This window comes from Micromonospora sp. D93 (assembly GCF_018070365.1).
Lineage (GTDB): Bacteria > Actinomycetota > Actinomycetes > Mycobacteriales > Micromonosporaceae > Micromonospora > Micromonospora ureilytica.
The window spans coordinates 14639-34504 of record NZ_JAGPXW010000027.1; the positions used below are offsets into that span (position 1 = coordinate 14639).

Annotated in this window: 34 protein-coding genes; 33 read left to right on the forward strand and 1 reads right to left on the reverse strand. The window is 68.0% G+C overall.

The features are described from left to right. Positions 1-98: 98 nt before the first annotated feature. The 33 genes from rpsJ (at position 99) to truA (ending at position 18733) form a co-directional block, all read left to right on the forward strand. Positions 99-407: a 30S ribosomal protein S10 gene (gene rpsJ / locus KBX71_RS25275; RefSeq protein WP_007073037.1), complete on the forward strand. Its 309-nt coding sequence runs from the start codon at positions 99-101 to the stop codon at positions 405-407. An 11-nt stretch (positions 408-418) separates the two neighbouring features. After that, positions 419-1084, forward strand: coding sequence for a 50S ribosomal protein L3 (rplC, locus tag KBX71_RS25280; protein WP_088987574.1), 666 nt, complete (start codon positions 419-421; stop codon positions 1082-1084). After that, complete coding sequence (gene rplD, locus KBX71_RS25285) at positions 1081-1731, forward strand: 50S ribosomal protein L4 (RefSeq protein ID WP_007465305.1); 651 nt, start codon at positions 1081-1083, stop codon at positions 1729-1731. Before rplC ends, rplD begins: the two co-directional genes overlap by 4 nt. Continuing rightward, complete coding sequence (gene rplW / locus KBX71_RS25290) at positions 1728-2030, forward strand: 50S ribosomal protein L23 (RefSeq protein WP_007465304.1); 303 nt, start codon at positions 1728-1730, stop codon at positions 2028-2030. Before rplD ends, rplW begins: the two co-directional genes overlap by 4 nt. Positions 2031-2042: 12 nt before the next feature. Beyond that, the gene (rplB, locus tag KBX71_RS25295) at positions 2043-2882 is read left to right on the forward strand and encodes a 50S ribosomal protein L2 (RefSeq protein WP_088950237.1); all 840 of its coding nucleotides are present in this window, start codon (positions 2043-2045) and stop codon (positions 2880-2882) included. A gap of 12 nt (positions 2883-2894) precedes the next feature. Beyond that, a complete protein-coding gene (gene rpsS, locus KBX71_RS25300; protein WP_007465299.1) occupies positions 2895-3176 on the forward strand; it encodes a 30S ribosomal protein S19 in 282 nt (93 codons plus the stop codon). A 41-nt stretch (positions 3177-3217) separates the two neighbouring features. Next, positions 3218-3676 carry a 50S ribosomal protein L22 gene (rplV, locus tag KBX71_RS25305; protein ID WP_007465297.1) on the forward strand — a complete coding sequence of 153 codons (459 nt, stop codon included), beginning with the start codon at positions 3218-3220 and terminating at the stop codon, positions 3674-3676. Next, positions 3676-4548 carry a 30S ribosomal protein S3 gene (rpsC, locus tag KBX71_RS25310; protein ID WP_196929471.1) on the forward strand — a complete coding sequence of 291 codons (873 nt, stop codon included), beginning with the start codon at positions 3676-3678 and terminating at the stop codon, positions 4546-4548. Before rplV ends, rpsC begins: the two co-directional genes overlap by 1 nt. Positions 4549-4551: 3 nt before the next feature. Continuing rightward, positions 4552-4977, forward strand: a complete 426-nt coding sequence (rplP, locus tag KBX71_RS25315; protein ID WP_053653940.1) for a 50S ribosomal protein L16 — start codon at positions 4552-4554, stop codon at positions 4975-4977. Continuing rightward, positions 4977-5213, forward strand: coding sequence for a 50S ribosomal protein L29 (gene rpmC, locus KBX71_RS25320; protein WP_007465283.1), 237 nt, complete (start codon positions 4977-4979; stop codon positions 5211-5213). Before rplP ends, rpmC begins: the two co-directional genes overlap by 1 nt. Further along, positions 5210-5488, forward strand: a complete 279-nt coding sequence (gene rpsQ / locus KBX71_RS25325) for a 30S ribosomal protein S17 (protein WP_030489590.1) — start codon at positions 5210-5212, stop codon at positions 5486-5488. Before rpmC ends, rpsQ begins: the two co-directional genes overlap by 4 nt. A gap of 93 nt (positions 5489-5581) precedes the next feature. Then, positions 5582-5950 carry a 50S ribosomal protein L14 gene (rplN, locus tag KBX71_RS25330; protein ID WP_023358185.1) on the forward strand — a complete coding sequence of 123 codons (369 nt, stop codon included), beginning with the start codon at positions 5582-5584 and terminating at the stop codon, positions 5948-5950. Then, positions 5947-6267, forward strand: coding sequence for a 50S ribosomal protein L24 (gene rplX, locus KBX71_RS25335; protein ID WP_030489591.1), 321 nt, complete (start codon positions 5947-5949; stop codon positions 6265-6267). Before rplN ends, rplX begins: the two co-directional genes overlap by 4 nt. Continuing rightward, a complete protein-coding gene (gene rplE / locus KBX71_RS25340) occupies positions 6267-6833 on the forward strand; it encodes a 50S ribosomal protein L5 (RefSeq protein ID WP_196929473.1) in 567 nt (188 codons plus the stop codon). Before rplX ends, rplE begins: the two co-directional genes overlap by 1 nt. 1 nt (position 6834) lies before the next feature. After that, positions 6835-7020, forward strand: a complete 186-nt coding sequence (locus KBX71_RS25345) for a type Z 30S ribosomal protein S14 (RefSeq protein ID WP_007465272.1) — start codon at positions 6835-6837, stop codon at positions 7018-7020. Between the two features lie 115 nt (positions 7021-7135). Then, positions 7136-7543, forward strand: coding sequence for a 30S ribosomal protein S8 (gene rpsH, locus KBX71_RS25350; protein ID WP_124816396.1), 408 nt, complete (start codon positions 7136-7138; stop codon positions 7541-7543). Between the two features lie 16 nt (positions 7544-7559). After that, on the forward strand, positions 7560-8102 hold the full coding sequence (gene rplF, locus KBX71_RS25355; RefSeq protein ID WP_210820363.1) for a 50S ribosomal protein L6: 543 nt from the start codon (positions 7560-7562) through the stop codon (positions 8100-8102). Positions 8103-8110: 8 nt separating this feature from the next. After that, a complete protein-coding gene (gene rplR, locus KBX71_RS25360) occupies positions 8111-8488 on the forward strand; it encodes a 50S ribosomal protein L18 (protein WP_181518401.1) in 378 nt (125 codons plus the stop codon). A gap of 33 nt (positions 8489-8521) precedes the next feature. Further along, positions 8522-9136: a 30S ribosomal protein S5 gene (gene rpsE, locus KBX71_RS25365; RefSeq protein ID WP_007465263.1), complete on the forward strand. Its 615-nt coding sequence runs from the start codon at positions 8522-8524 to the stop codon at positions 9134-9136. Then, entirely contained in the window at positions 9136-9318 is a 183-nt protein-coding gene (gene rpmD, locus KBX71_RS25370; RefSeq protein ID WP_007465262.1) for a 50S ribosomal protein L30, read from the forward strand. The genes rpsE and rpmD overlap by 1 nt, the downstream gene beginning before the upstream one ends. Beyond that, a complete protein-coding gene (gene rplO / locus KBX71_RS25375) occupies positions 9318-9761 on the forward strand; it encodes a 50S ribosomal protein L15 (protein ID WP_030329906.1) in 444 nt (147 codons plus the stop codon). Before rpmD ends, rplO begins: the two co-directional genes overlap by 1 nt. 232 nt (positions 9762-9993) lie before the next feature. Then, positions 9994-11322, forward strand: coding sequence for a preprotein translocase subunit SecY (gene secY / locus KBX71_RS25380; protein ID WP_210820364.1), 1329 nt, complete (start codon positions 9994-9996; stop codon positions 11320-11322). Then, positions 11323-11976, forward strand: coding sequence for an adenylate kinase (locus KBX71_RS25385; protein WP_088950228.1), 654 nt, complete (start codon positions 11323-11325; stop codon positions 11974-11976). Positions 11977-12063: 87 nt separating this feature from the next. After that, on the forward strand, positions 12064-12915 hold the full coding sequence (gene map / locus KBX71_RS25390; RefSeq protein ID WP_210820365.1) for a type I methionyl aminopeptidase: 852 nt from the start codon (positions 12064-12066) through the stop codon (positions 12913-12915). A gap of 125 nt (positions 12916-13040) precedes the next feature. Beyond that, positions 13041-13592, forward strand: coding sequence for a DUF1707 domain-containing protein (locus tag KBX71_RS25395; protein WP_210820366.1), 552 nt, complete (start codon positions 13041-13043; stop codon positions 13590-13592). A 321-nt stretch (positions 13593-13913) separates the two neighbouring features. After that, positions 13914-14135: a translation initiation factor IF-1 gene (gene infA, locus KBX71_RS25400; RefSeq protein WP_007073013.1), complete on the forward strand. Its 222-nt coding sequence runs from the start codon at positions 13914-13916 to the stop codon at positions 14133-14135. Between the two features lie 91 nt (positions 14136-14226). Beyond that, on the forward strand, positions 14227-14340 hold the full coding sequence (gene rpmJ, locus KBX71_RS25405) for a 50S ribosomal protein L36 (RefSeq protein ID WP_088952025.1): 114 nt from the start codon (positions 14227-14229) through the stop codon (positions 14338-14340). 265 nt (positions 14341-14605) lie between these two features. Next, the gene (gene rpsM / locus KBX71_RS25410) at positions 14606-14986 is read left to right on the forward strand and encodes a 30S ribosomal protein S13 (protein ID WP_030329917.1); all 381 of its coding nucleotides are present in this window, start codon (positions 14606-14608) and stop codon (positions 14984-14986) included. An 87-nt stretch (positions 14987-15073) separates the two neighbouring features. Then, complete coding sequence (rpsK, locus tag KBX71_RS25415) at positions 15074-15481, forward strand: 30S ribosomal protein S11 (protein ID WP_030329919.1); 408 nt, start codon at positions 15074-15076, stop codon at positions 15479-15481. Between the two features lie 13 nt (positions 15482-15494). Then, the gene (rpsD, locus tag KBX71_RS25420; protein ID WP_210820367.1) at positions 15495-16121 is read left to right on the forward strand and encodes a 30S ribosomal protein S4; all 627 of its coding nucleotides are present in this window, start codon (positions 15495-15497) and stop codon (positions 16119-16121) included. Positions 16122-16219: 98 nt separating this feature from the next. Continuing rightward, positions 16220-17242 carry a DNA-directed RNA polymerase subunit alpha gene (locus KBX71_RS25425; RefSeq protein ID WP_053653923.1) on the forward strand — a complete coding sequence of 341 codons (1023 nt, stop codon included), beginning with the start codon at positions 16220-16222 and terminating at the stop codon, positions 17240-17242. A gap of 34 nt (positions 17243-17276) precedes the next feature. Then, positions 17277-17834, forward strand: coding sequence for a 50S ribosomal protein L17 (gene rplQ, locus KBX71_RS25430; protein ID WP_210820368.1), 558 nt, complete (start codon positions 17277-17279; stop codon positions 17832-17834). Between the two features lie 68 nt (positions 17835-17902). Continuing rightward, the gene (gene truA, locus KBX71_RS25435) at positions 17903-18733 is read left to right on the forward strand and encodes a tRNA pseudouridine(38-40) synthase TruA (protein WP_210820369.1); all 831 of its coding nucleotides are present in this window, start codon (positions 17903-17905) and stop codon (positions 18731-18733) included. Between the two features lie 12 nt (positions 18734-18745). Here the strand turns inward: truA and KBX71_RS25440 are convergent, their stop codons facing one another. Continuing rightward, entirely contained in the window at positions 18746-19687 is a 942-nt protein-coding gene (locus KBX71_RS25440) for a hypothetical protein (RefSeq protein ID WP_307847308.1), read from the reverse strand. Between the last annotated feature and the right edge of the window lie 179 nt (positions 19688-19866).

Below are 19866 nucleotides of genomic sequence, written 5' to 3' on the forward strand. Positions count from 1 at the left end.
GCGACACGCCCGACCGCGGGGGTCGGCGAAGTGGGCCTGTGCCAGCCGGTACAGGCGCCCGCAACACAGCGGCATCGAGAGAAGGAACAGAAGCCACCATGGCGGGACAGAAGATCCGCATCCGGCTCAAGGCCTATGACCACGAGGTCGTCGACTCCTCGGCTCGGAAGATCGTCGAGACGGTGACGCGCACCGGGGCGCAGGTCGCGGGCCCGGTGCCGCTGCCCACGGAGATCAACCGTTTCTGCGTTATCCGCTCGCCGCACAAGTACAAGGACTCGCGCGAGCACTTCGAGATGCGCACGCACAAGCGGCTGATCGACATCATCGACCCGACCCCGAAGACGGTCGACTCGCTCATGCGCCTCGACCTGCCGGCTGGCGTCGACATCGAGATCAAGCTGTAGGGACCGGACAAATGGACAGGCAAGTCAAGGGGATCCTGGGCGCCAAGCTCGGCATGACCCAGGTCTGGGACAACAACCGTGTTGTTCCCGTGACCGTGGTCGAGGCCGGCCCGTGCGTCATCAGCCAGGTTCGTAGCGCCGAGAAGGACGGTTACTCAGCGGTCCAGCTGGCATACGGCACCATCGACCCGCGCAAGGTCAAGAAGCCGATCAGCGGGCACTACGCCAAGGCGGATGTGGCGCCGCGCCGGCACATCGTCGAGCTGCGCACCACGGACGCTGGGGAATACTCGCTCGGCCAGGAAGTCACTGTCGAGGAGTTCCCGGCCGGCGTCACCATCGACGTCACCGGCAAGACCAAGGGCAAGGGCTACGCCGGCCCGATGAAGCGGCACGGCTTCCACGGCCTGGGCGCCGGCCACGGTGTCGAGCGTAAGCACCGCTCGCCCGGCTCCATCGGCGCCTGCGCCACTCCGGGTCGTGTCTTCAAGGGCACCCGGATGGCCGGCCGCATGGGTGGCGTGCGATACACCGTGCAGAACCTCACCGTCCAGGCGGTCGACACCGAGAACAACCTGCTGCTCGTCCGGGGTGCCATTCCTGGTCCCAAGGGCGCGCTGGTTCTGGTCCGGACCGCGGCCAAGAGCAAGGTGAAGAAGGGCGGTGCGGCCAAGTGACCACCGTTGACGTGCGCACCGTCGAAGGCACCACCAGCAGCTCGGTCGAGCTGCCGGCGGACATCTTCGACGTGCAGGCCAACGTCGCGCTGATGCACCAGGTCGTGGTGGCCCAGCTCGCGGCGGCCCGACAGGGCACGCACAAGGCCAAGACCCGCGGCGAGGTCGCCGGTGGCGGCAAGAAGCCGTACAAGCAGAAGGGCACCGGTCGCGCCCGGCAGGGCTCGATCCGCGCGCCGCAGTTCGCCGGCGGTGGCGTCGTGCACGGTCCCGTGCCGCGCGACTACAGCCAGCGGACCCCGAAGAAGATGAAGGCCGCCGCTCTGCGCGGTGCCCTCTCCGACCGGGCCCGCGCCGGGCAGGTGCACGTCGTCGAGGCGTTCGTCTCGGGCGAGAAGCCGTCGACCAAGGCGGCCCTGGCCACGCTGACCAAGCTCACCGAGGCCCGTCGGGTCCTGGTCGTGCTGAGCAGCACCGACGAGCTGAACTGGGTGTCGCTGCGCAACGAGCCGCGCGTGCACCTGATCGAGTCCGGCCAGCTGAACACGTACGACGTGCTGGTGGCCGACGACGTGGTCTTCACCAAGGACGCCCTGGACGAGTTCCTGGGCGTGCCCGCCGAGACCACCGAGGAGGGTGGCAAGTGAGCACCATCGCCGACCCGCGCGACATCATCGTGGCGCCGGTCGTCTCGGAGAAGAGCTACAGCGAGCTGAACCGGAACTGGTACACCTTCCTGGTGCACCCGGACGCGAACAAGACCGAGATCAAGATCGCTATCCAGCAGATCTTCAACGTCCGCGTCCTGACGGTCAACACGCTCAACCGCCAGGGTAAGCGCAAGCGCACCAAGACCGGCTTCGGTCAGCGCAAGGCGACCAAGCGGGCGATCGTGAAGCTGGCTGACGGTGACCGTATCGAGGCCTTCGGCGGCCCGGTCAGCTGAGGGGTGTAGACAATGGCTATCCGTAAGTACAAGCCGACGACGCCGGGCCGACGTGGCTCGAGTGTCGCTGACTTCGCCGAGATCACCCGGTCCACGCCGGAGAAGTCGCTGCTGGCTCCGTTGCCGAAGAAGGGCGGGCGTAACGCCCACGGCCGGATCACCACGCGACACCACGGTGGCGGTCACAAGCGTCAGTACCGTCTGATCGACTTCAAGCGGGTCGACAAGGACGGCGTTCCGGCGAAGGTCGCTCACATCGAGTACGACCCGAACCGCACGGCGCGCATCGCGCTGCTGCACTACGCCGACGGCGAGAAGCGGTACATCATCGCGCCGAAGGACATGAAGCAGGGCGACCGCGTCGAGTCCGGTCCGGGCGCCGACATCAAGCCGGGTAACAACCTGCCGCTGCGCAACATCCCGGTCGGTACCACGATCCACAACGTGGAGCTGCGTCCGGGCGGCGGGGCCAAGCTGGCCCGTTCCGCAGGCGTCGGCATCCAGCTGCTCGGCCGCGAGGGCGCGTACGCGACCCTTCGTATGCCGTCCGGTGAGATCCGGCGTGTGGACGTGCGCTGCCGCGCCAGCGTCGGCGAGATCGGCAACGCCGACCAGTCGAACATCAACTGGGGTAAGGCCGGCCGGATGCGGTGGAAGGGCAAGCGCCCGACCGTCCGTGGTGTCGCCATGAACCCGGTCGACCACCCGCACGGTGGTGGTGAGGGTAAGACCTCCGGTGGTCGCCACCCGGTCAACCCGCAGGGTAAGCCCGAGGGCCGCACCCGCCGTAAGGGCCAGCCGAGTGACCGGCTGATCGTCCGCCGCCGCTACGCCACGCGTAAGCGCGGCTGAGGGAGATAAGACATGCCTCGCAGCCTGAAGAAGGGCCCGTTCGTAGACGACCACCTGCTCAAGAAGGTGGAAGTTCAGAACGACAAGGGCTCCAAGAACGTGATCAAGACCTGGTCGCGGCGCTCGACGATCATCCCCGAGATGCTGGGGCACACGATCGCCGTGCATGACGGACGCAAGCACGTCCCGGTGTTCGTGACCGAGGCGATGGTCGGGCACAAGCTCGGCGAGTTCGCGCTGACCCGCACGTTCAAGGGTCACGAGAAGGACGACCGGAAGAGCCGTCGGCGCTGACGCCGCGGGCATACGGATAGAGGGAACAAGGGGTTACAGCGATGCCAGGAAAGGGCGACGCTCCGGTGCTTCCGGGCGCGCGGGCGGTTGCGCGGCACGTGCGCATCTCGCCGATGAAGGCGCGCCGGGTGGTCAACCTCGTCCGCGGCCTGCCCGCGAAGGAGGCGCTCACGGTGCTGCAGTTCGCGCCGCAGGCTGCGAGCGAGCAGGTGTACAAGGTGCTCGCTAGCGCGATCGCCAACGCGGAGAACAACGAGCGGCTGGACCCCGACGCGCTGCTCGTCAGCGAGGCCTTCGTGGACGAGGGCCCGACGATGAAGCGGTTCCAGCCGCGGGCGCAGGGTCGGGCGTACCGAATTCGCAAGCGCACCTGCCACATCACCGTGGCGGTCGAAGCGGTCGCGCCGGCGGCGCCGAGGAAGGCCGCGGCGAAGAAGGCCGCCCCGGCCACGGAGGCCGCACCGGCCGAAGCGCAGAGCAAGACGGAGGACGCCGAGTAATGGGTCAGAAGGTTCACCCCACTGGGTTCCGGCTCGGCATCTCGACCGACTGGAAGTCCCGCTGGTTCGCGGACAAGCTCTACAAGGACTACATCGGCGAGGATGTCAAGATCCGCCGCATGATGTCCAAGGGCCTCGAGCGTGCCGGGATTTCCAAGGTCGACATCGAGCGCACCCGCGACCGGGTCCGGGTCGACATCCACACCGCCCGGCCGGGCATTGTCATCGGCCGTAAGGGTGCGGAGGCCGACCGGATCCGCGGTGAGCTCGAGAAGCTCACCGGCAAGCAGGTTCAGCTGAACATCATCGAGGTGAAGAACCCCGAGTCGGACGCTCAGCTGGTCGCGCAGGGCGTGGCCGAGCAGCTGTCCAGCCGGGTCAGCTTCCGTCGGGCGATGCGCAAGGCCATGCAGTCGGCGATGAAGAACCCGGTCTGCAAGGGCATCAGGGTTCAGGTTTCGGGTCGCCTCGGCGGCGCCGAGATGAGCCGGACCGAGTTCTACCGTGAGGGCCGGGTTCCGCTGCACACGCTGCGGGCCAACATCGAGTACGGCTTCTTCGAGGCTCGTACCACGTTCGGTCGGATCGGTGTGAAGGTCTGGATCTACAAGGGCGACGCCGTCATGGGCGGCCGGGAGGCTCCGGCCGAGGCCGGTCCGTCCCGCCCGCGTCGTGGTGAGCGTGGCGACCGTCCCGAGCGTCCGCGTCGTGGCCGGTCGGGTTCGTCCGGCACCACGGCTGGTGGCACCGAGGCCGGTCGGGCTGCTGCGACCACCATCGCGCAGCAGGCCGAGACGCCGAGCGGCGAGCCGGTCGACAGCGCAGCTGTCGCCGCCACTGCTGCTCCGGCAGAAACGCAGCAGGAGGGCTGACAGATGCTGATGCCGCGCAAGCCTCCGAAGGGCTTCCGCAAGCCGCACCACCCGGACCGCAGTGGCGCGTCCAAGGGTGGTAACCGGGTGGTGTTCGGCGAGTTCGGGATCCAGGCTCTCGAGCCGGCGTACGTGACGAACCGGCAGATCGAGTCGGCACGTATCGCGATGACTCGCCACATCAAGCGTGGTGGCAAGGTCTGGATCACGATCTTCCCGGACCAGGCCCTCACCAAGAAGCCTGCCGAGACCCGGATGGGTTCCGGTAAGGGTTCGCCCGAGTGGTGGGTCGCCAACGTCAAGCCGGGGCGGGTTCTCTTCGAGATGTCCTTCCCCAACGAGCAGACCGCGCGAGAGGCTATGCGTCGCGCGATCCACAAGCTCCCGATGAAGTGCCGCATTGTTACGCGCGAAGTGGGTGAATCCTGATGGCAGCGGGCGTTAAGGCGACCGAGCTGCGTGAGCTCTCCGAAGAGGAGCTGGTCACGAAGCTGCGGGAGGCCAAGGCGGAGCTGTTCAACCTCCGCGTGCAGGCCGCAACCGGGCAGCTGGACAACAACCGGCGGTTGCAGGTCATCCGTCGGGAGATCGCCCGGATCTACACGATCATGCGTGAGCGCGAGCTGGGGCTCTCGGCCGCGCCGACTGAGGTGACTGCATCATGACCGAAGAGACCGCCACCGCCGCCGCGCGGTCGCGCCGCAAGGTCCGCGAGGGCCTGGTGATCAGCGACAAGATGGACAAGACCGTCGTTGTCGAGGTCGAGGACCGGGTTCGGCACGCGCTGTACGGCAAGATCATGCGCCGTACGGCCAAGCTGAAGGTGCACGACGAGCAGAACGCCGCTGGCACCGGTGACCGGGTTCTCATCATGGAGACCCGGCCGCTGAGCGCCACCAAGCGTTGGCGGATCGTGGAGATCCTGGAAAAGGCCAAGTAGCGAAGGCTCGAGCCCGGCGTTGCGTCGGGCGTAGGTTCCGCCAGGCTCCGGCCGCTACGGCGGCCGGAGAACCGGCAGACATAGGAGATAGACGTGATTCAGCAGGAGTCGCGACTGCGCGTCGCCGACAACACGGGTGCCCGGGAGATCCTGTGCATCCGGGTTCTCGGCGGCTCGGGTCGGCGCTACGCGAGTATCGGCGACGTCATCGTGGCCACGGTCAAGGACGCGATCCCGGGTGCCGGTGTGAAGAAGGGCGACGTCGTCAAGGCGGTCATCGTTCGCACGGCCAAGGAGAGGCGTCGGCCGGACGGCTCGTACATCCGCTTCGACGAGAACGCCGCCGTCATCATCAAGGACGGCGGGGACCCGCGTGGTACCCGCATCTTCGGCCCGGTGGGCCGGGAGCTGCGGGACAAGCGGTTCATGAAGATTATTTCCCTCGCGCCGGAGGTGTTGTGACCGTGAAGGTCAAGAAGGGCGACACGGTCGTCATCATCGCCGGCAAGGACAAGGGTGCCAAGGGCAAGGTCATCGCGGCCTACCCGCGGCAGGACAAGGTCCTGGTCGAGGGCGTGAACCGGGTCAAGAAGCACACCCGAATCAGCACCACCCAGCGTGGCGCCAAGACCGGCGGCATCGTCACTCAGGAGGCCCCGATCCACGTCTCGAACGTGCAGGTCCTGGACTCCGACGGCAAGCCGACCCGCGTCGGTTACCGGTTCGACGACAACGGCCAGAAGGTCCGCATCGCGCGTAGCACCGGTAAGGACCTGTGATGACCACGGCTACCGAAAAGACCATGCCGCGCCTCAAGGAGCGGTACCGCAACGAGATCGCGGCGCAGCTGCGTGAGCAGCACAGCTACGGCAACCCCATGCAGGTGCCGCGGCTGGTCAAGATCGTCGTCAACATGGGTGTCGGTGAGGCTGCTCGCGACGCCAAGCTGATCGACGGCGCGGTCCGCGACCTCGCCACGATCACCGGCCAGAAGCCGCAGGTGCGGCGGGCGACCAAGTCCATCGCGCAGTTCAAGCTCCGCGAGGGCATGCCGATCGGCGCGAAGGTCACCCTTCGTGGCGACCGGATGTGGGAGTTCATGGACCGGCTGCTCTCCATCGCGCTGCCGCGTATCCGCGACTTCCGCGGCCTGGACGGGCGCAAGCTGGATGGGCACGGCAACTACACGTTCGGTCTGACCGAGCAGTCGGTGTTCCACGAGATCGACCAGGACCGGATCGATCGCCAGCGGGGCATGGACATCACGGTGGTCACGACCGCCACGACCGACGACGAGGGCCGGGCGCTGCTCAAGCTCCTGGGCTTCCCGTTCAAGGAGAACTGAGATGGCCAAGAAGGCGCTGATCATCAAGGCGGCCGCGAAGCCGAAGTTCTCGGTTCGCGCGTACACCCGCTGCCAGCGGTGCGGGCGTCCGAAGGCGGTCTACCGCAAGTTCGGGCTCTGCCGGGTCTGCATCCGGGAGATGGCTCACCGCGGTGAGCTGCCGGGCGTGTCCAAGGCTTCCTGGTAAGGGCGACCGCGTCCCGGCCGTCGGCCGGGACTCCTGCACCGATTAGGTATTGCTCTTCGCCGTAGGCCCGGGGCTGATGCCCCGGGAACCCCGGCGAGAAAGGCTGACGAAATCCATGACGATGACCGACCCGATCGCAGACATGCTCACGCGTCTGCGTAACGCCAACCAGGCGTACCACGATCAGGTGAAGATGCCCTACTCCAAGATCAAGGCGAACATCGCCGAGGTCCTGAAGGCCGAGGGTTACATCTCCACCTGGTCGGTCGAGGAGCCCGAGGAGGGCGCCGTCGGCAAGCGACTGGTCGTCGAGCTGAAGTACGGCCAGAGCCGCGAGCGGAGCCTGGCCGGCATCAAGCGCGTGTCCAAGCCCGGTCTCCGGGTGTACGCCAAGTCGGACGGGCTCCCGCGGGTGCTCGGTGGGCTGGGTGTGGCGATCATTTCGACGTCCCAGGGGCTGCTGACCGACCGGCAGGCCCGCAAGCGGAGTGTTGGCGGGGAAGTCCTCGCCTTCGTCTGGTAACGGGAGACAGGTAGAAATGTCGCGAATTGGACGTAAGTCGATCCCGGTACCAGCCGGCGTCGACATCACGATCGACGGGCAGACCGTCAAGGTCAAGGGCCCCAAGGGCCAGCTCCAGCACACCCTCGCCGAGCCGATCACGGTCGAGCGGGCCGAGGATGGGCAGCTGAGCGTCAACCGGCCGAACGACGAGCGCAAGGCCAAGGAACTCCACGGCCTGAGCCGTACGCTGGTTGCCAACATGATCGTCGGGGTCACCGAGGGCTACCGCAAGAGCCTGGAGATCGCCGGCACCGGTTACCGGGTCACCGCCAAGGGTTCGAACCTCGAGTTCGCGCTCGGGTTCTCGCACCCGGTGGTCGTCCCCGCCCCGGCGGGCATCACCTTCACGGTGGAGCGGCCGACCCTGTTCCACGTGGCTGGCATCGACAAGCAGCAGGTCGGTGAGGTCGCCGCCAACATCCGGAAGATCCGCCCGCCGGAGCCCTACAAGGGCAAGGGTGTCAAGTACCAGGGCGAGGTCATCCGCCGCAAGGCTGGAAAGGCAGGTAAGAAGTGAGCGCCACGCTGCTCAAGCGCCGCCGCGGTGTCGCCGCCAAGCGCGCCGTTGGGCGTGCGCGTCGACACTTCCGCGTCCGCAAGAACGTCAGCGGTACGGCCGAGCGTCCGCGCCTGGTCGTCACCCGCTCGCTGCGGCACATGGTCGCCCAGGTCGTCGACGACACCAAGGGTCACACCCTGGCGTCGGCGTCGACCCTGGACGCCTCGCTGCGCGGTGCGGAGGGCGACAAGAGCGCCCTGGCTGGCAAGGTGGGCGCCCTGCTCGCCGAGCGGGCCAAGGCCGCCGGCGTCTCCAAGGTCGTCTTCGACCGCGGTGGCAACCGGTACGCGGGGCGAGTCGCCGCGCTTGCCGACGCCGCCCGCGAAGCCGGGCTCGAGTTCTAACAACCCCGTCACGAGAGAGAAGGAAGGCTGCTGATGCCAGGTCAACAGCGCCGTGGCGGCGGGTCCGGTGGCAACGAGGGTGGTCGCCGCGACAACCGCCGTGAGGGCGGCCGCGGAAACGCGCCCGTCGAGAAGACCCCGCACCTTGAGCGGGTCGTCGCGATCAACCGCGTCGCCAAGGTCGTGAAGGGTGGTCGTCGCTTCAGCTTCACCGCCCTCGTGATCGTGGGCGACGGCGACGGCACGGTCGGCGTGGGCTACGGAAAGGCCAAGGAGGTGCCCGCGGCCATCGCCAAGGGCGTCGAGGAGGCCAAGAAGCACTTCTTCAAGGTTCCGCGGATCGGTCAGTCGATCCCGCACCCGGTGACGGGTGAGGACGCCGCTGGTGTGGTGCTGCTCAAGCCGGCCTCGGCCGGTACGGGTGTCATCGCCGGTGGACCGGTGCGTGCCGTGCTGGAGTGCGCCGGGATCCACGACGTGCTCTCCAAGAGCCTCGGCTCGTCGAACCCGATCAACATCGTGCACGCCACCGTGGCGGCCCTGAAGGGGCTTGAGTCCCCCGAGCAGGTCGCGGCGCGTCGTGGTCTGCCGGTGGAGGACGTCGCGCCGGCTGCCATGCTGGCGTCGCGTGCGGGGGTGGCGCGCTGATGGCACGCCTGAAGGTCACCCAGCTCCGGTCCGGTATCGGGACCAAGCACAACCAGCGTGAGTCGCTGCGTTCGCTCGGTCTCAAGCGGATCAACGACGTGGTGGTCAAGGAGGACCGGCCCGAGATCCGCGGCATGATCTTCACTGTGAGCCACCTCGTGAAGGTCGAGGAGGTCGAGTAATGACGATCAAGGTGCATCACCTGCGCCCGGCACCCGGTTCCAAGACCGCGAAGACCCGTGTGGGTCGCGGTGAGGGTTCCAAGGGCAAGACCGCTGGTCGCGGTACCAAGGGTTCAAAGGCCCGCAAGAACATCTCGGCGGCGTTCGAGGGTGGGCAGATGCCCATCCACATGCGCCTGCCGAAGATGAAGGGCTTCAAGAACAAGTTCAAGGTGGTCTTCCAGGTGGTCAACCTGGACCGACTCGCTGAGCTGTTCCCGAACGGTGGTCAGGTCGGCCCGCTGGAGCTCGTCGAGTCCGGCGCGGTCCGCAAGGGTCACCCGGTCAAGGTCCTCGGCACCGGGGACCTCGGCGGTGTGGCGCTCCAGGTGTCTGCGCACGCGTTCAGTGCGTCGGCCAAGGAGAAGATCGCCGCCGCCGGTGGCTCCGTCACCGAGCTGTAAGGCGTACGACCATGGCGCCCGTCCAGTTGAGAGCAACTGGCGGGCGCCATGGTGTGCCTGGGCCCTGAGCGCCCGGTAACATCGGAATCGATTTATGTAGTCGGGCGCATCTGCCCGGACCGGGGTGAGGCTGTTAGAGTCCCATCCCAGCCATGGATTGCGGGCACTCGCCCGTGATCCACCCCGACCCGCCAGGGATCACCGGCGGCCCGCCTCGCGCAGGAGGAAGAAGTTGCTGTCCGCCTTTCTCAGTGCGTTCCGTACGCCTGACCTGCGCAAGAAGCTGCTGTTCACAGTAGGCATCATCGCGGTCTACCGGCTGGGTGCAACGCTCCCCAGCCCGGGCGTCTCGTACGGCAACGTGCAGAAGTGCCTCGACACCATCCAGGGTGACACCACCGGGGTGGTGAACCTGCTGAACCTCTTCTCCGGCGGAGCGCTGCTACAGCTCTCGGTCTTCGCGCTGGGCATCATGCCCTACATCACCGCGTCGATCATCCTGCAGCTGCTGACCGTCGTGATCCCCCGCCTGGAGCAGCTCCGCAAGGAGGGCCAGGCCGGTCAGGCGAAGATCACCCAGTACACGCGCTACCTGACCCTGGGTCTTGGTGTGCTGCAGGCCTCGGCGTTCGTGGCCCTGGCCCGCTCGGGTCAGCTGTTCCAGAACAGGTGCGACCAGTTCCCGATCATCCCCACCGGCACCGGCATCCCGGACTGGCTGACCCTGGCCATCCTGGTGATGACGATGACCGCCGGCACCGGCATGGTCATGTGGCTGGGTGAGCTGATCACCGACCGCGGCGTCGGCAACGGCATGTCCGTCCTGATCTTCACCTCGATCGCGGCGCGGCTGCCCAGCGAGGGCTGGCAGATCAAGACCAGCAAGGGCTGGGACATGTTCGCCCTGGTCATCGCGCTGGTCCTGGTGGTCATCACCGCGGTTACCTTCATCGAGCAGGCGCAGCGCCGGATCCCGGTGCAGTACGCCAAGCGGATGATCGGCCGGCGGATGTACGGCGGCACCTCGACCTACATCCCGCTCAAGGTCAACCAGGCGGGTGTGATCCCGGTCATCTTCGGGTCGTCGCTGCTCTACCTGCCGCAGTTGGCGCTGCAGTTCTTCGACCAGACCGACCCGGGCAAGACCCAGTCGTGGATCCAGAACAACCTGGTCAACCCGAGCAGCCCGATCTACATCGCTGTCTACTTCCTGCTGATCATCTTCTTCACGTACTTCTACGTCTCGATCACGTTCAACCCGACCGAGGTCGCGGACAACATGAAGAAGTACGGCGGGTTCGTGCCGGGCATCCGCCCGGGTAAGCCGACCGCCGACTACCTCGACTTCATCCTCAGCCGGATCACCCTGCCGGGCGCGCTCTACCTCGGCGTCATCTCGATCCTGCCGAACTTCTTCTTCATCTGGCTGGACAACCAGCAGTACCAGAACTTCCCGTTCGGCGGCACCGCTGTGCTCATCATGGTCGGCGTCGGTCTGGAGACCGTGAAGCAGATCGAGAGCCAACTCATGCAGCGGAACTACGAAGGGTTCCTGCGGTAGATGAGACTCGTTCTGGTTGGCCCGCCGGGGGCGGGCAAGGGCACACAGGCCGAGTTCATCGCCGCGCACCTCTCGGTGCCGAAGATTTCGACCGGAGACATCTTCCGGTCGAACGTCACCCAGGGCACGCCGCTCGGTGTCGAGGCGAAGCGGTACATGGACGCAGGCGAGCTGGTCCCGGACGAGGTCACCATCAACATGGTCCGGGACCGGCTGGCCGAGCCCGACGCCAGCGAGGGTTTCCTGCTCGACGGCTTCCCGCGGACGACTCCGCAGGCGGCCGCTCTGGACAAGCTCCTCGCCGATCTGGGCACCGCCCTGGATCTGGTCCTGGAGCTGGTCGTCGACGACGACGAGGTGATCCGGCGGCTCTCCGGTCGGCGTACCTGCCGGGGCTGCGGCAAGATCTGGCACGTCGAGTTCGACGCCACCACCCGGCCGGGCATCTGTGACAGGTGCGGCGCCGAGCTGTTCCAGCGCGACGACGACAAGCCGGAGACGATCGCCACGCGCCTCCGCGAATACAGCGAGAAGACCGCACCCCTGGTCGACTACTACGGCGCTCAGGGCAAGCTGGTCGGGATCGACGCCACCGGGCCGGTGGAGGACGTCACCACCCGGGCCATCGACGCGTTGCGGTCGTACGGCGGCTGAGGTCCGGCCGGGCCACGGCGGATAGAGTGCGAACAGCGGGGTACGCGTTATGTGCCCCGCTGTTCGGCAACGAAAGGTAACCGCTCCATGCGTCGTCCCCAGCTGGACATCCAGCTGAAGACCCCTGACCAGATCGAGAAGATGCGGGCTGCCGGGCTGGTGGTGGCCGAGGCGCTGCGCCGGATGCGGGAGGCTGTTGCCCCCGGCGTGAGCACCGCCGATCTGGACGCCATCGCCGAGACGACAATCCGCGAGGCGGGCGGCGTTCCGTCGTTCAAGGGCTATCACGGTTTCCCGGCGTCGATCTGCTCCTCGGTCAACGAGCAGATCGTGCACGCCATCCCGTCGCCGAAGCAGGTGCTCCAGGCCGGTGACCTGATCTCCATCGACTGCGGCGCGGTGCTGGACGGGTGGCACGGCGACTCCGCGATCACGGTCGGGGTCGGTGACGTCGAGCCGGCGCTGCTGAAGATGGCCGAGGTCGCCGAGGACGCGATGTGGGCTGGCATCGCCGCCGCCGCGCGTGGCGCGGCCAGCGGCAAGGGCCGCCTCACCGACATCTCGCACGCCGTGGAGACCGCTGTCCGCAAGGGCGGCCGGTACGGCATCGTCGACGGCTACGGCGGGCACGGCATCGGCACCGAGATGCACCAGGACCCGCACGTGCTCAACCACGGTCGGCCGGGTAAGGGCCCGCGACTGGTCCCCGGCATGGCGCTGGCCATCGAACCGATGATCACCATGGCGTCCCCGCGTACGGCCGAGCTGGCCGACGGGTGGACGGTCGTCACCCGGGACGGCTCGGTGGCCGCGCACGTCGAGCACTCGATGGCGCTGCTGCCGGACGGCGTCTGGGTGCTCACCGCGTTCGACGGCGGCCGAACCCGCCTGGGCGACCTGGTAACTGCCCGCCAGCCAGCAGCCACAAGAACCCCCTAATCCCACCTATGCCCGTTGATCATGAAGTTATTGCCCTGACACGCCGGTGAGGCTGGCAACAACTTCATGATCGACCAGATGTTGGGGTCGGACGGGACTGGCGCGACGGTGGCATGCTTGCCGGCATGGACGGGCGCGACGGGATGCGAGCCGCGGACTCGGACCGTGCGGCGGTGGCCGACCGGTTGCGGGTCGCCCTCGACGAGGGCCGGTTGGATCTGCACGAGTACGACGAGCGGTTGCAGCGGGCCTACGCGGCACGCACGTACGCAGATCTTGCGGCACTGCTCACCGACCTGCCGCCGGTGACGCCGGCGCAGCGGTCGGGCCTGGCGCCGGTCGCCGGAGCGACGGTGGGCCTGCTGGGTGACCAGCCCGGCCCGGCCGCCACCAGGGGCGTCACCGCCCGCTGGTTGGCTGAGGTGTGGTTCCCCTACCTGCGGGTGATCGCCATCGTGGTGACCATCTGGGCGGTGACGTCGCTGCTCAGCCAGGATCTGCTCTACTTCTGGCCGGCCTGGGTGGCGGGGCCGTGGGGCGCGGTGCTGGCGGTCCGTACGTTCACGGGGCTGGCCGCCAACGAGCCCCAGCGCCAAGCCGTCAAGCGCCAACGCCGCCGAGACCGCAAGCAGGCAAAGCGCGCCATTAAACCGGACAACCCCCCACCAACCTCCTAGCGTCCTCCGCACCCACCCCGCCCGTTGATCATGAAGTTATTGCCGCCGGCGTCGGCGTGTCGTGACAATAACTTCATGATCAACGGCGCTCGGGGTGGGGTTGTTTGGGGCGCTGGGCGGGTTGGTGGGTGGTCGGTTTGGCGGCGGACTGCAGGCGGGCGTACACTTTCAGATCGGCGCACAGCGTCCACTCCGGCATGCCCACCCTGCGCTTCGGTGGGAGCTGGAGCCGCGGCTGGCGCGGGCTTCTGACTCTGATCAGATTTCCGTGTAAGACGTTGTGGGCCGCCCGGAGCAATCGACGTCAGGACAGCGGAGGACATGCCGAAAAAAGACGGAGCCATTGAGATCGAGGGTCGGGTCATCGAGCCCCTGCCGAACGCCATGTTCCGGGTGGAGCTCGCGAACGGCCACAAGGTGTTGGCTCACATCAGCGGCAAGATGCGGCAGCACTACATCCGCATCCTTCCGGAGGACCGGGTCGTCGTCGAACTTTCGCCGTACGACCTGACCCGCGGGCGCATCGTCTACCGCTACAAGTAGTCCTGACGACGGCCGGGAAGTCCCGTGTCCGTCTTCGACGTCTGGTGTCGTGCAACGCGCGTCCCCGGGCCAGATGGGAAGTAAGGCAACCGTGAAGGTCAAGCCGAGCGTCAAGAGGATCTGCCAGAAGTGCCGGGTTATCCGCCGGCACGGCCGGGTCATGGTCATCTGCAGCGACCCGCGTCACAAGCAGCGCCAGGGCTGACTCAGCCCGTCCGGCCGGAGCACGGCCGGGTGGCGTTGGTCCAGGCAGTTCCTCAGCGACACGCACATCACACATGCTCGTCCCAGCCACGAGCGGTACGGAGACGTACCTCAGCGTGGCTGACCCCCGGTCGGAGGCCGGGGCCCGCTCGGGCAGCGACCGATCCCGGTCGCCGGCGCTCACCGCGTCGGAAAGACGGGACGGCCGGGAGCGGGGTGGGACGGGTCCACACCTCCGCCACACATCACGAGGAGTACGCCCGCACATGGCACGTCTAGTCGGCGTGGATCTCCCCCGCGAGAAGCGGTTGGAGATCGCGCTCACCTACATCTTCGGGGTCGGTCGTACCCGCGCCCTGGAGACACTCGCCGCTACCGGCATCTCGCCGGACAAGCGCGCTCGGGACCTCACGGACGAGGAGCTCGTGCAGCTCCGCGACCACATCGAGGGCAACTACAAGGTTGAAGGCGACCTGCGCCGCGAGGTCGCCGCTGACATCCGCCGCAAGGTTGAGATCGGCTGCTACGCCGGCATCCGGCACCGCCGGGGTCTGCCCGTGCGTGGCCAGCGGACCAAGACCAACGCACGGACCCGCAAGGGCCCGAAGCGGACCGTCGCCGGCAAGAAGAAGCCCGGCAAGAAGTAGTTCTTGACCGGATGACGGGGGTGGCCGCCGCCAAGGTGGGCCAGGCCGCAACCCGATCCGGACAGTCAACTAGGAGCGCACAGACTTATGCCACCGAAGGCTCGTGCCGGAGCCGCTGTAAAGAAGGTCCGGCGCAAGGAACGCAAGAACGTCGCCCACGGGCAGGCGCACATCAAGAGCACGTTCAACAACACCATCGTGTCCATCACGGACCCGACCGGTGCGGTCATCTCCTGGGCCTCCGCTGGCCAGGTCGGCTTCAAGGGCTCCCGCAAGTCGACTCCGTTCGCCGCGCAGCTGGCCGCCGAGGCTGCCGCGCGTCGCGCCATGGAGCACGGCATGCGCAAGGTCGACGTGTTCGTCAAGGGTCCCGGCTCCGGCCGGGAGACCGCCATCCGTTCGCTGCAGGCAGTGGGCCTCGAGGTCGGGCAGATCGCCGACGTCACCCCGCAGCCGCACAACGGGTGCCGTCCGCCGAAGCGTCGCCGGGTCTGAGAGGTAGAGAGAGATGGCTCGTTACACCGGTGCAGACTGCCGCCGTTGCCGGCGGGAGAAGATGAAGCTGTTCCTCAAGGGCAGCAAGTGCGATGGTCCGAAGTGCCCGTTCGAGTCCCGGCCGTTCCCGCCCGGGCAGCACGGCCGCGGCCGCACCAAGGAGACGGAGTACCTGCTCCAGCTCCGTGAGAAGCAGAAGGCCCGCCGGGTTTACGGCGTGCTGGAGAAGCAGTTCCGCGGTTACTACGAGGAAGCCGTTGGCAAGCAGGCCAAGACCGGTGAGGTCCTCCTGCAGATCCTCGAGTCGCGGCTGGACAACGTCGTTTACCGGGCCGGCTACGCCCACTCGCGGGACATGGCCCGCCAGCTGGTCAAGCACGGTCACTTCACGGTGAACGGCAAGAAGGTCGACATCCCGTCGTACCGCGTCAAGGAGCACGACATCGTCGAGGTTCGGGGCAAGAGCAAGGAGCTCACCCCGTTCGTCGTCGCGCAGGCTCAGGCCGGCTCGAAGACGGTTCCGGCGTGGCTTGAGGCCATCCCGAGCCAGATGAAGGTGCTCGTGCACTCCCTCCCGGCCCGGCAGGTCATCGACACGCAGGTCCAGGAGCAGTTGATCGTCGAGCTCTACTCCAAGTAGTCCGAGCTCGTTCGGTGGCCCGCCCTTCGGGGCGGGCCACCGGAACAGTTTGTGTCGTGGGCGTCAAATAGCGGGCGCCCCGGAAGAGAAGAGAAAAGATGCTCATCAGCCAGCGACCCTCCCTCTCCGAGGAGTCGATCAACGAGACCCGGTCCCGGTTCGCCATCGAGCCGCTGGAGCCGGGCTTCGGCTACACCCTGGGTAACTCGCTGCGGCGCACGCTGCTGTCGTCGATCCCGGGCGCGGCCGTCACCTCGATCAAGATCGACGGTGTGCTGCACGAGTTCACCACGATCCCCGGTGTCAAGGAGGACGTGGTCGAGCTCGTCATGAACATCAAGGAGCTGTGCGTCAGCTCCGAGCACGACGAGCCGGTCAGCATGTACCTGCGCAAGCAGGGCCCGGGCGACGTGACCGCGGGCGACATCCAGCCGCCGGCCGGCGTCTCGGTGCACAACCCGGATCTCAAGCTCGCCACCCTGAACGGCAAGGGCCGGCTCGACATGGAGCTGACCGTCGAGCGGGGCCGGGGCTACGTGACGGCGGCGCAGAACAAGCAGTCCGGCGCCGAGATCGGCCGGATCCCGGTCGACTCGATCTACTCGCCGGTGCTGAAGGTGACCTACCGCGTCGAGGCGACCCGTGTCGAGCAGCGCACCGACTTCGACCGGCTGATCATCGACGTCGAGACCAAGCCGTCGATGGGTCCGCGTACCGCGCTGGCCTCCGCCGGTTCGACGCTTGTGGAGCTGTTCGGTCTGGCCCGGGAGCTGGACGAGACCGCCGAGGGCATCGACATCGGGCCGTCCCCGCAGGACGCCCAACTTGCGGCGGACCTTGCCCTGCCGATCGAGGAGCTGGACCTCACCGTCCGCTCCTACAACTGCCTCAAGCGCGAGGGCATCAACTCCGTTGGTGAGCTCATCGGGCGTACCGAGGCCGACCTCCTCGACATTCGCAACTTCGGTCAGAAGTCGATCGACGAGGTCAAGATGAAGCTCGCCGGGATGGGTCTCGGGCTGAAGGACTCGGCTCCGAACTTCGACCCGGCGAACGTCGTGGACACCTTCGGCGAGGCCGACTACGACACCGACGACTACCGCGAGACCGAGCAGCTCTAGTCCGCGCTGCCGCCACAACTGAGGAGCACCAAAAATGCCCACGCCCACCAAGGGCCCCCGCCTCGGCGGCAGCCCCTCGCACGAGCGGCTGATGCTCGCCAACCTGGCGACCGCGCTGTTCCAGCACGGCAAGATCCAGACCACCGAGACGAAGGCCCGGCGGCTGCGCCCGCTGGCCGAGCAGCTCATCACCAAGGCCAAGCGCGGTGACCTCGCCTCGCGGCGGCGGGTGCTGGGTGTCGTCAAGGACAAGGACGTGGTCTACGCCCTGTTCGACCAGATCGCGCCCCGGTACTCCAACCGCCCCGGCGGTTACACCCGGATCGTGAAGACCGGTCCGCGCAAGGGTGACAACGCTCCGATGGCCATCATCGAGCTGGTGGAGGAGCTTCAGGTCGCCGAGCCGAAGGTGAACAAGAAGACCGCCGCCCGCAAGGCCGCGCAGCAGGACAAGGTCGAGGCGCTCGCCCCGGCCGACGAGGCCCCGCAGTCGGCTCCGGCCGACCAGGACTCTGAGGCGCCGGTGTCGGCGTCCGGTGACACCGACGCCGCCCGCGAGGACAGCGACGAGGCCACCGAGAACAAGGCCTGATCAAGGGCATTGTCGGGCCCGGCACCCCATCGGGGTGTCGGGCCCGACCCGTAACAGGAGGTACGAGGGTGGACGAGCGGATCCGGCTGCGGCTGGACGTCTCGTACGACGGCACCGACTTCTCCGGGTGGGCTGCCCAGCCGACCCGGCGCACCGTCGCGGGGGTGCTCGTCGAAACCCTGGACCTGGTCCTCGGCGTCGGTACGGCCACCGGGTTGACGGTGGCGGGACGGACCGACGCGGGGGTGCACGCCACGGGGCAGGTGTGCCACCTGGACCTGCCGGTGGAGGTGTGGCGACAGCACGAGGGGCGGCTGCTGCGTCGCCTGGCCCGGCTGCTCCCCACCGACGTGCGCGTGCGGGCGATGACCGAGGTGCCGGCCGACTTCGACGCCCGGTTCTCGGCCACCTTCCGGCGCTACGAGTACCGGGTCACCGATGCGACCTTCGGTGCCGAGCCGCTGCGCCGGCACGAGGTGCTGGCGTGGCCGAAGCCGTTGGACCTGGCCGCGCTGAATGCCGCAGCGACCGGGCTGGTGGGGGAGCACGACTTCGCCGCGTACTGCCGGCGCAAGGAGCACGCGACGACGCTGCGCGAGGTGACCCGGCTGGACTGGCGTCGCGACCCGGACGGCATCCTGGTCGCCACCGTGCAGGCCGACGCGTTCTGCCAGGCGATGGTGCGGAGCCTGGTGGGGGCCATGCTGGTGGCCGGGGACGGCCGCCGCCCGGTCGAGTGGCCGGGCACGCTGCTCACCCAGCGGGAGCGGTCCAGCGAGGTGACGGTGGCTCCCGCGCGCGGGCTGACCCTGGTGGCCGTCGGCTACCCGAGCGATCCGGCCGAGTACGCCCATCGCGCCACCCTCACCCGCCGGTTGCGGGTCCCGGTCGAGGGCTGACCGCCCCCGGGGTCAGTCGCCCGGCAGGCCGCCGTCGCCGCCCTGGTTCGCGTTGCTGCCGGTCGGGACCGCCGTCGGTTGTGCGGCGGTGCCACCGTCGGCCCGGCTCTGGAGCACACCCCGGCTGAGGTGCAGCTCGATCATGTCGAACAGGATCTCGCGGACCTTGGCGTCACCGGCCTTGACCGCCGCTCCGTCCTTGCGCACGACCAAGGCGTACGCCAGGTAGTGGCCACGGACCTGCCAGCCGACGCGTGCCGGAGCGCTGGCCAGGACATCGGTGCCGTCGACGTCGTCGGCGGTGAGGCCACGGAAGCGGCCCTGCCGCTCGTCGAGCAGCTGCCGGAGCCGGTCTCGGGTTCGTTCCGCGCTGACCTTGTCGGTGAGGTTGAACAGGCCGGCGGTGACCAGGTGGCCGTCGTCGGGCGTACTCAACGTGGCCCGGACGACCTGGTTGCAGCCGAGCCGGACCAGCAGGTCGGCGACCTCGTCGGTGGCGGCGACGGCGCAACTGCCGCTGGACTGGGTCTTGAGTACCTGGTAGCTGGGCTGGCCGTCGGTGAGCTTCAGCTCCTTGCCGGGGAAGAGTTCCTTGGCGGTGAGCGGGGCCTGGTCGGTGTCCCGGGAGTCGAGGGCCAGCCGTTCCGGCGAGGCCGACGTCGGTGCGGCGTTCGGCTGGTACGTCGGGTTGCTCTGTGGCTGCCCGTCGCGGTCGATGAGCAGCGCGGCGGCACCGAGGCCGCAGAGGGCGAGCAGCACCAGAACGGCTGCGCCGCCGATCAGTACCTGCCACAGTCGGCCGCCCCCGCGTCGGGCGTGCGGCTCCACAGGCGTCGCCGAGGTGTAGACCTGGCTGCGGGGCGGGGCGGCTGGGATGTCGGCACGAGTCGGCAGTGGCTGCGGCACGTCGGCACGAGTCGGCACAGGCTGCGACAGGTCCGTGCGAGTCGGCACGGGCGCCGAGGATGGCAGCGAGAGCTGGTTCGGCCGGGGCAGCGACGGCGCGGGGAAGCGCGACGGAGACGGCCCGGCAGGCGGGGGCGGAGTCGCGCCGGGCACCGACAGATCGGACCCGGGCTCCGGGTACTCCTCGAAAGCGTCCTCATCGGACTGGTACCGATACACCATGTCGC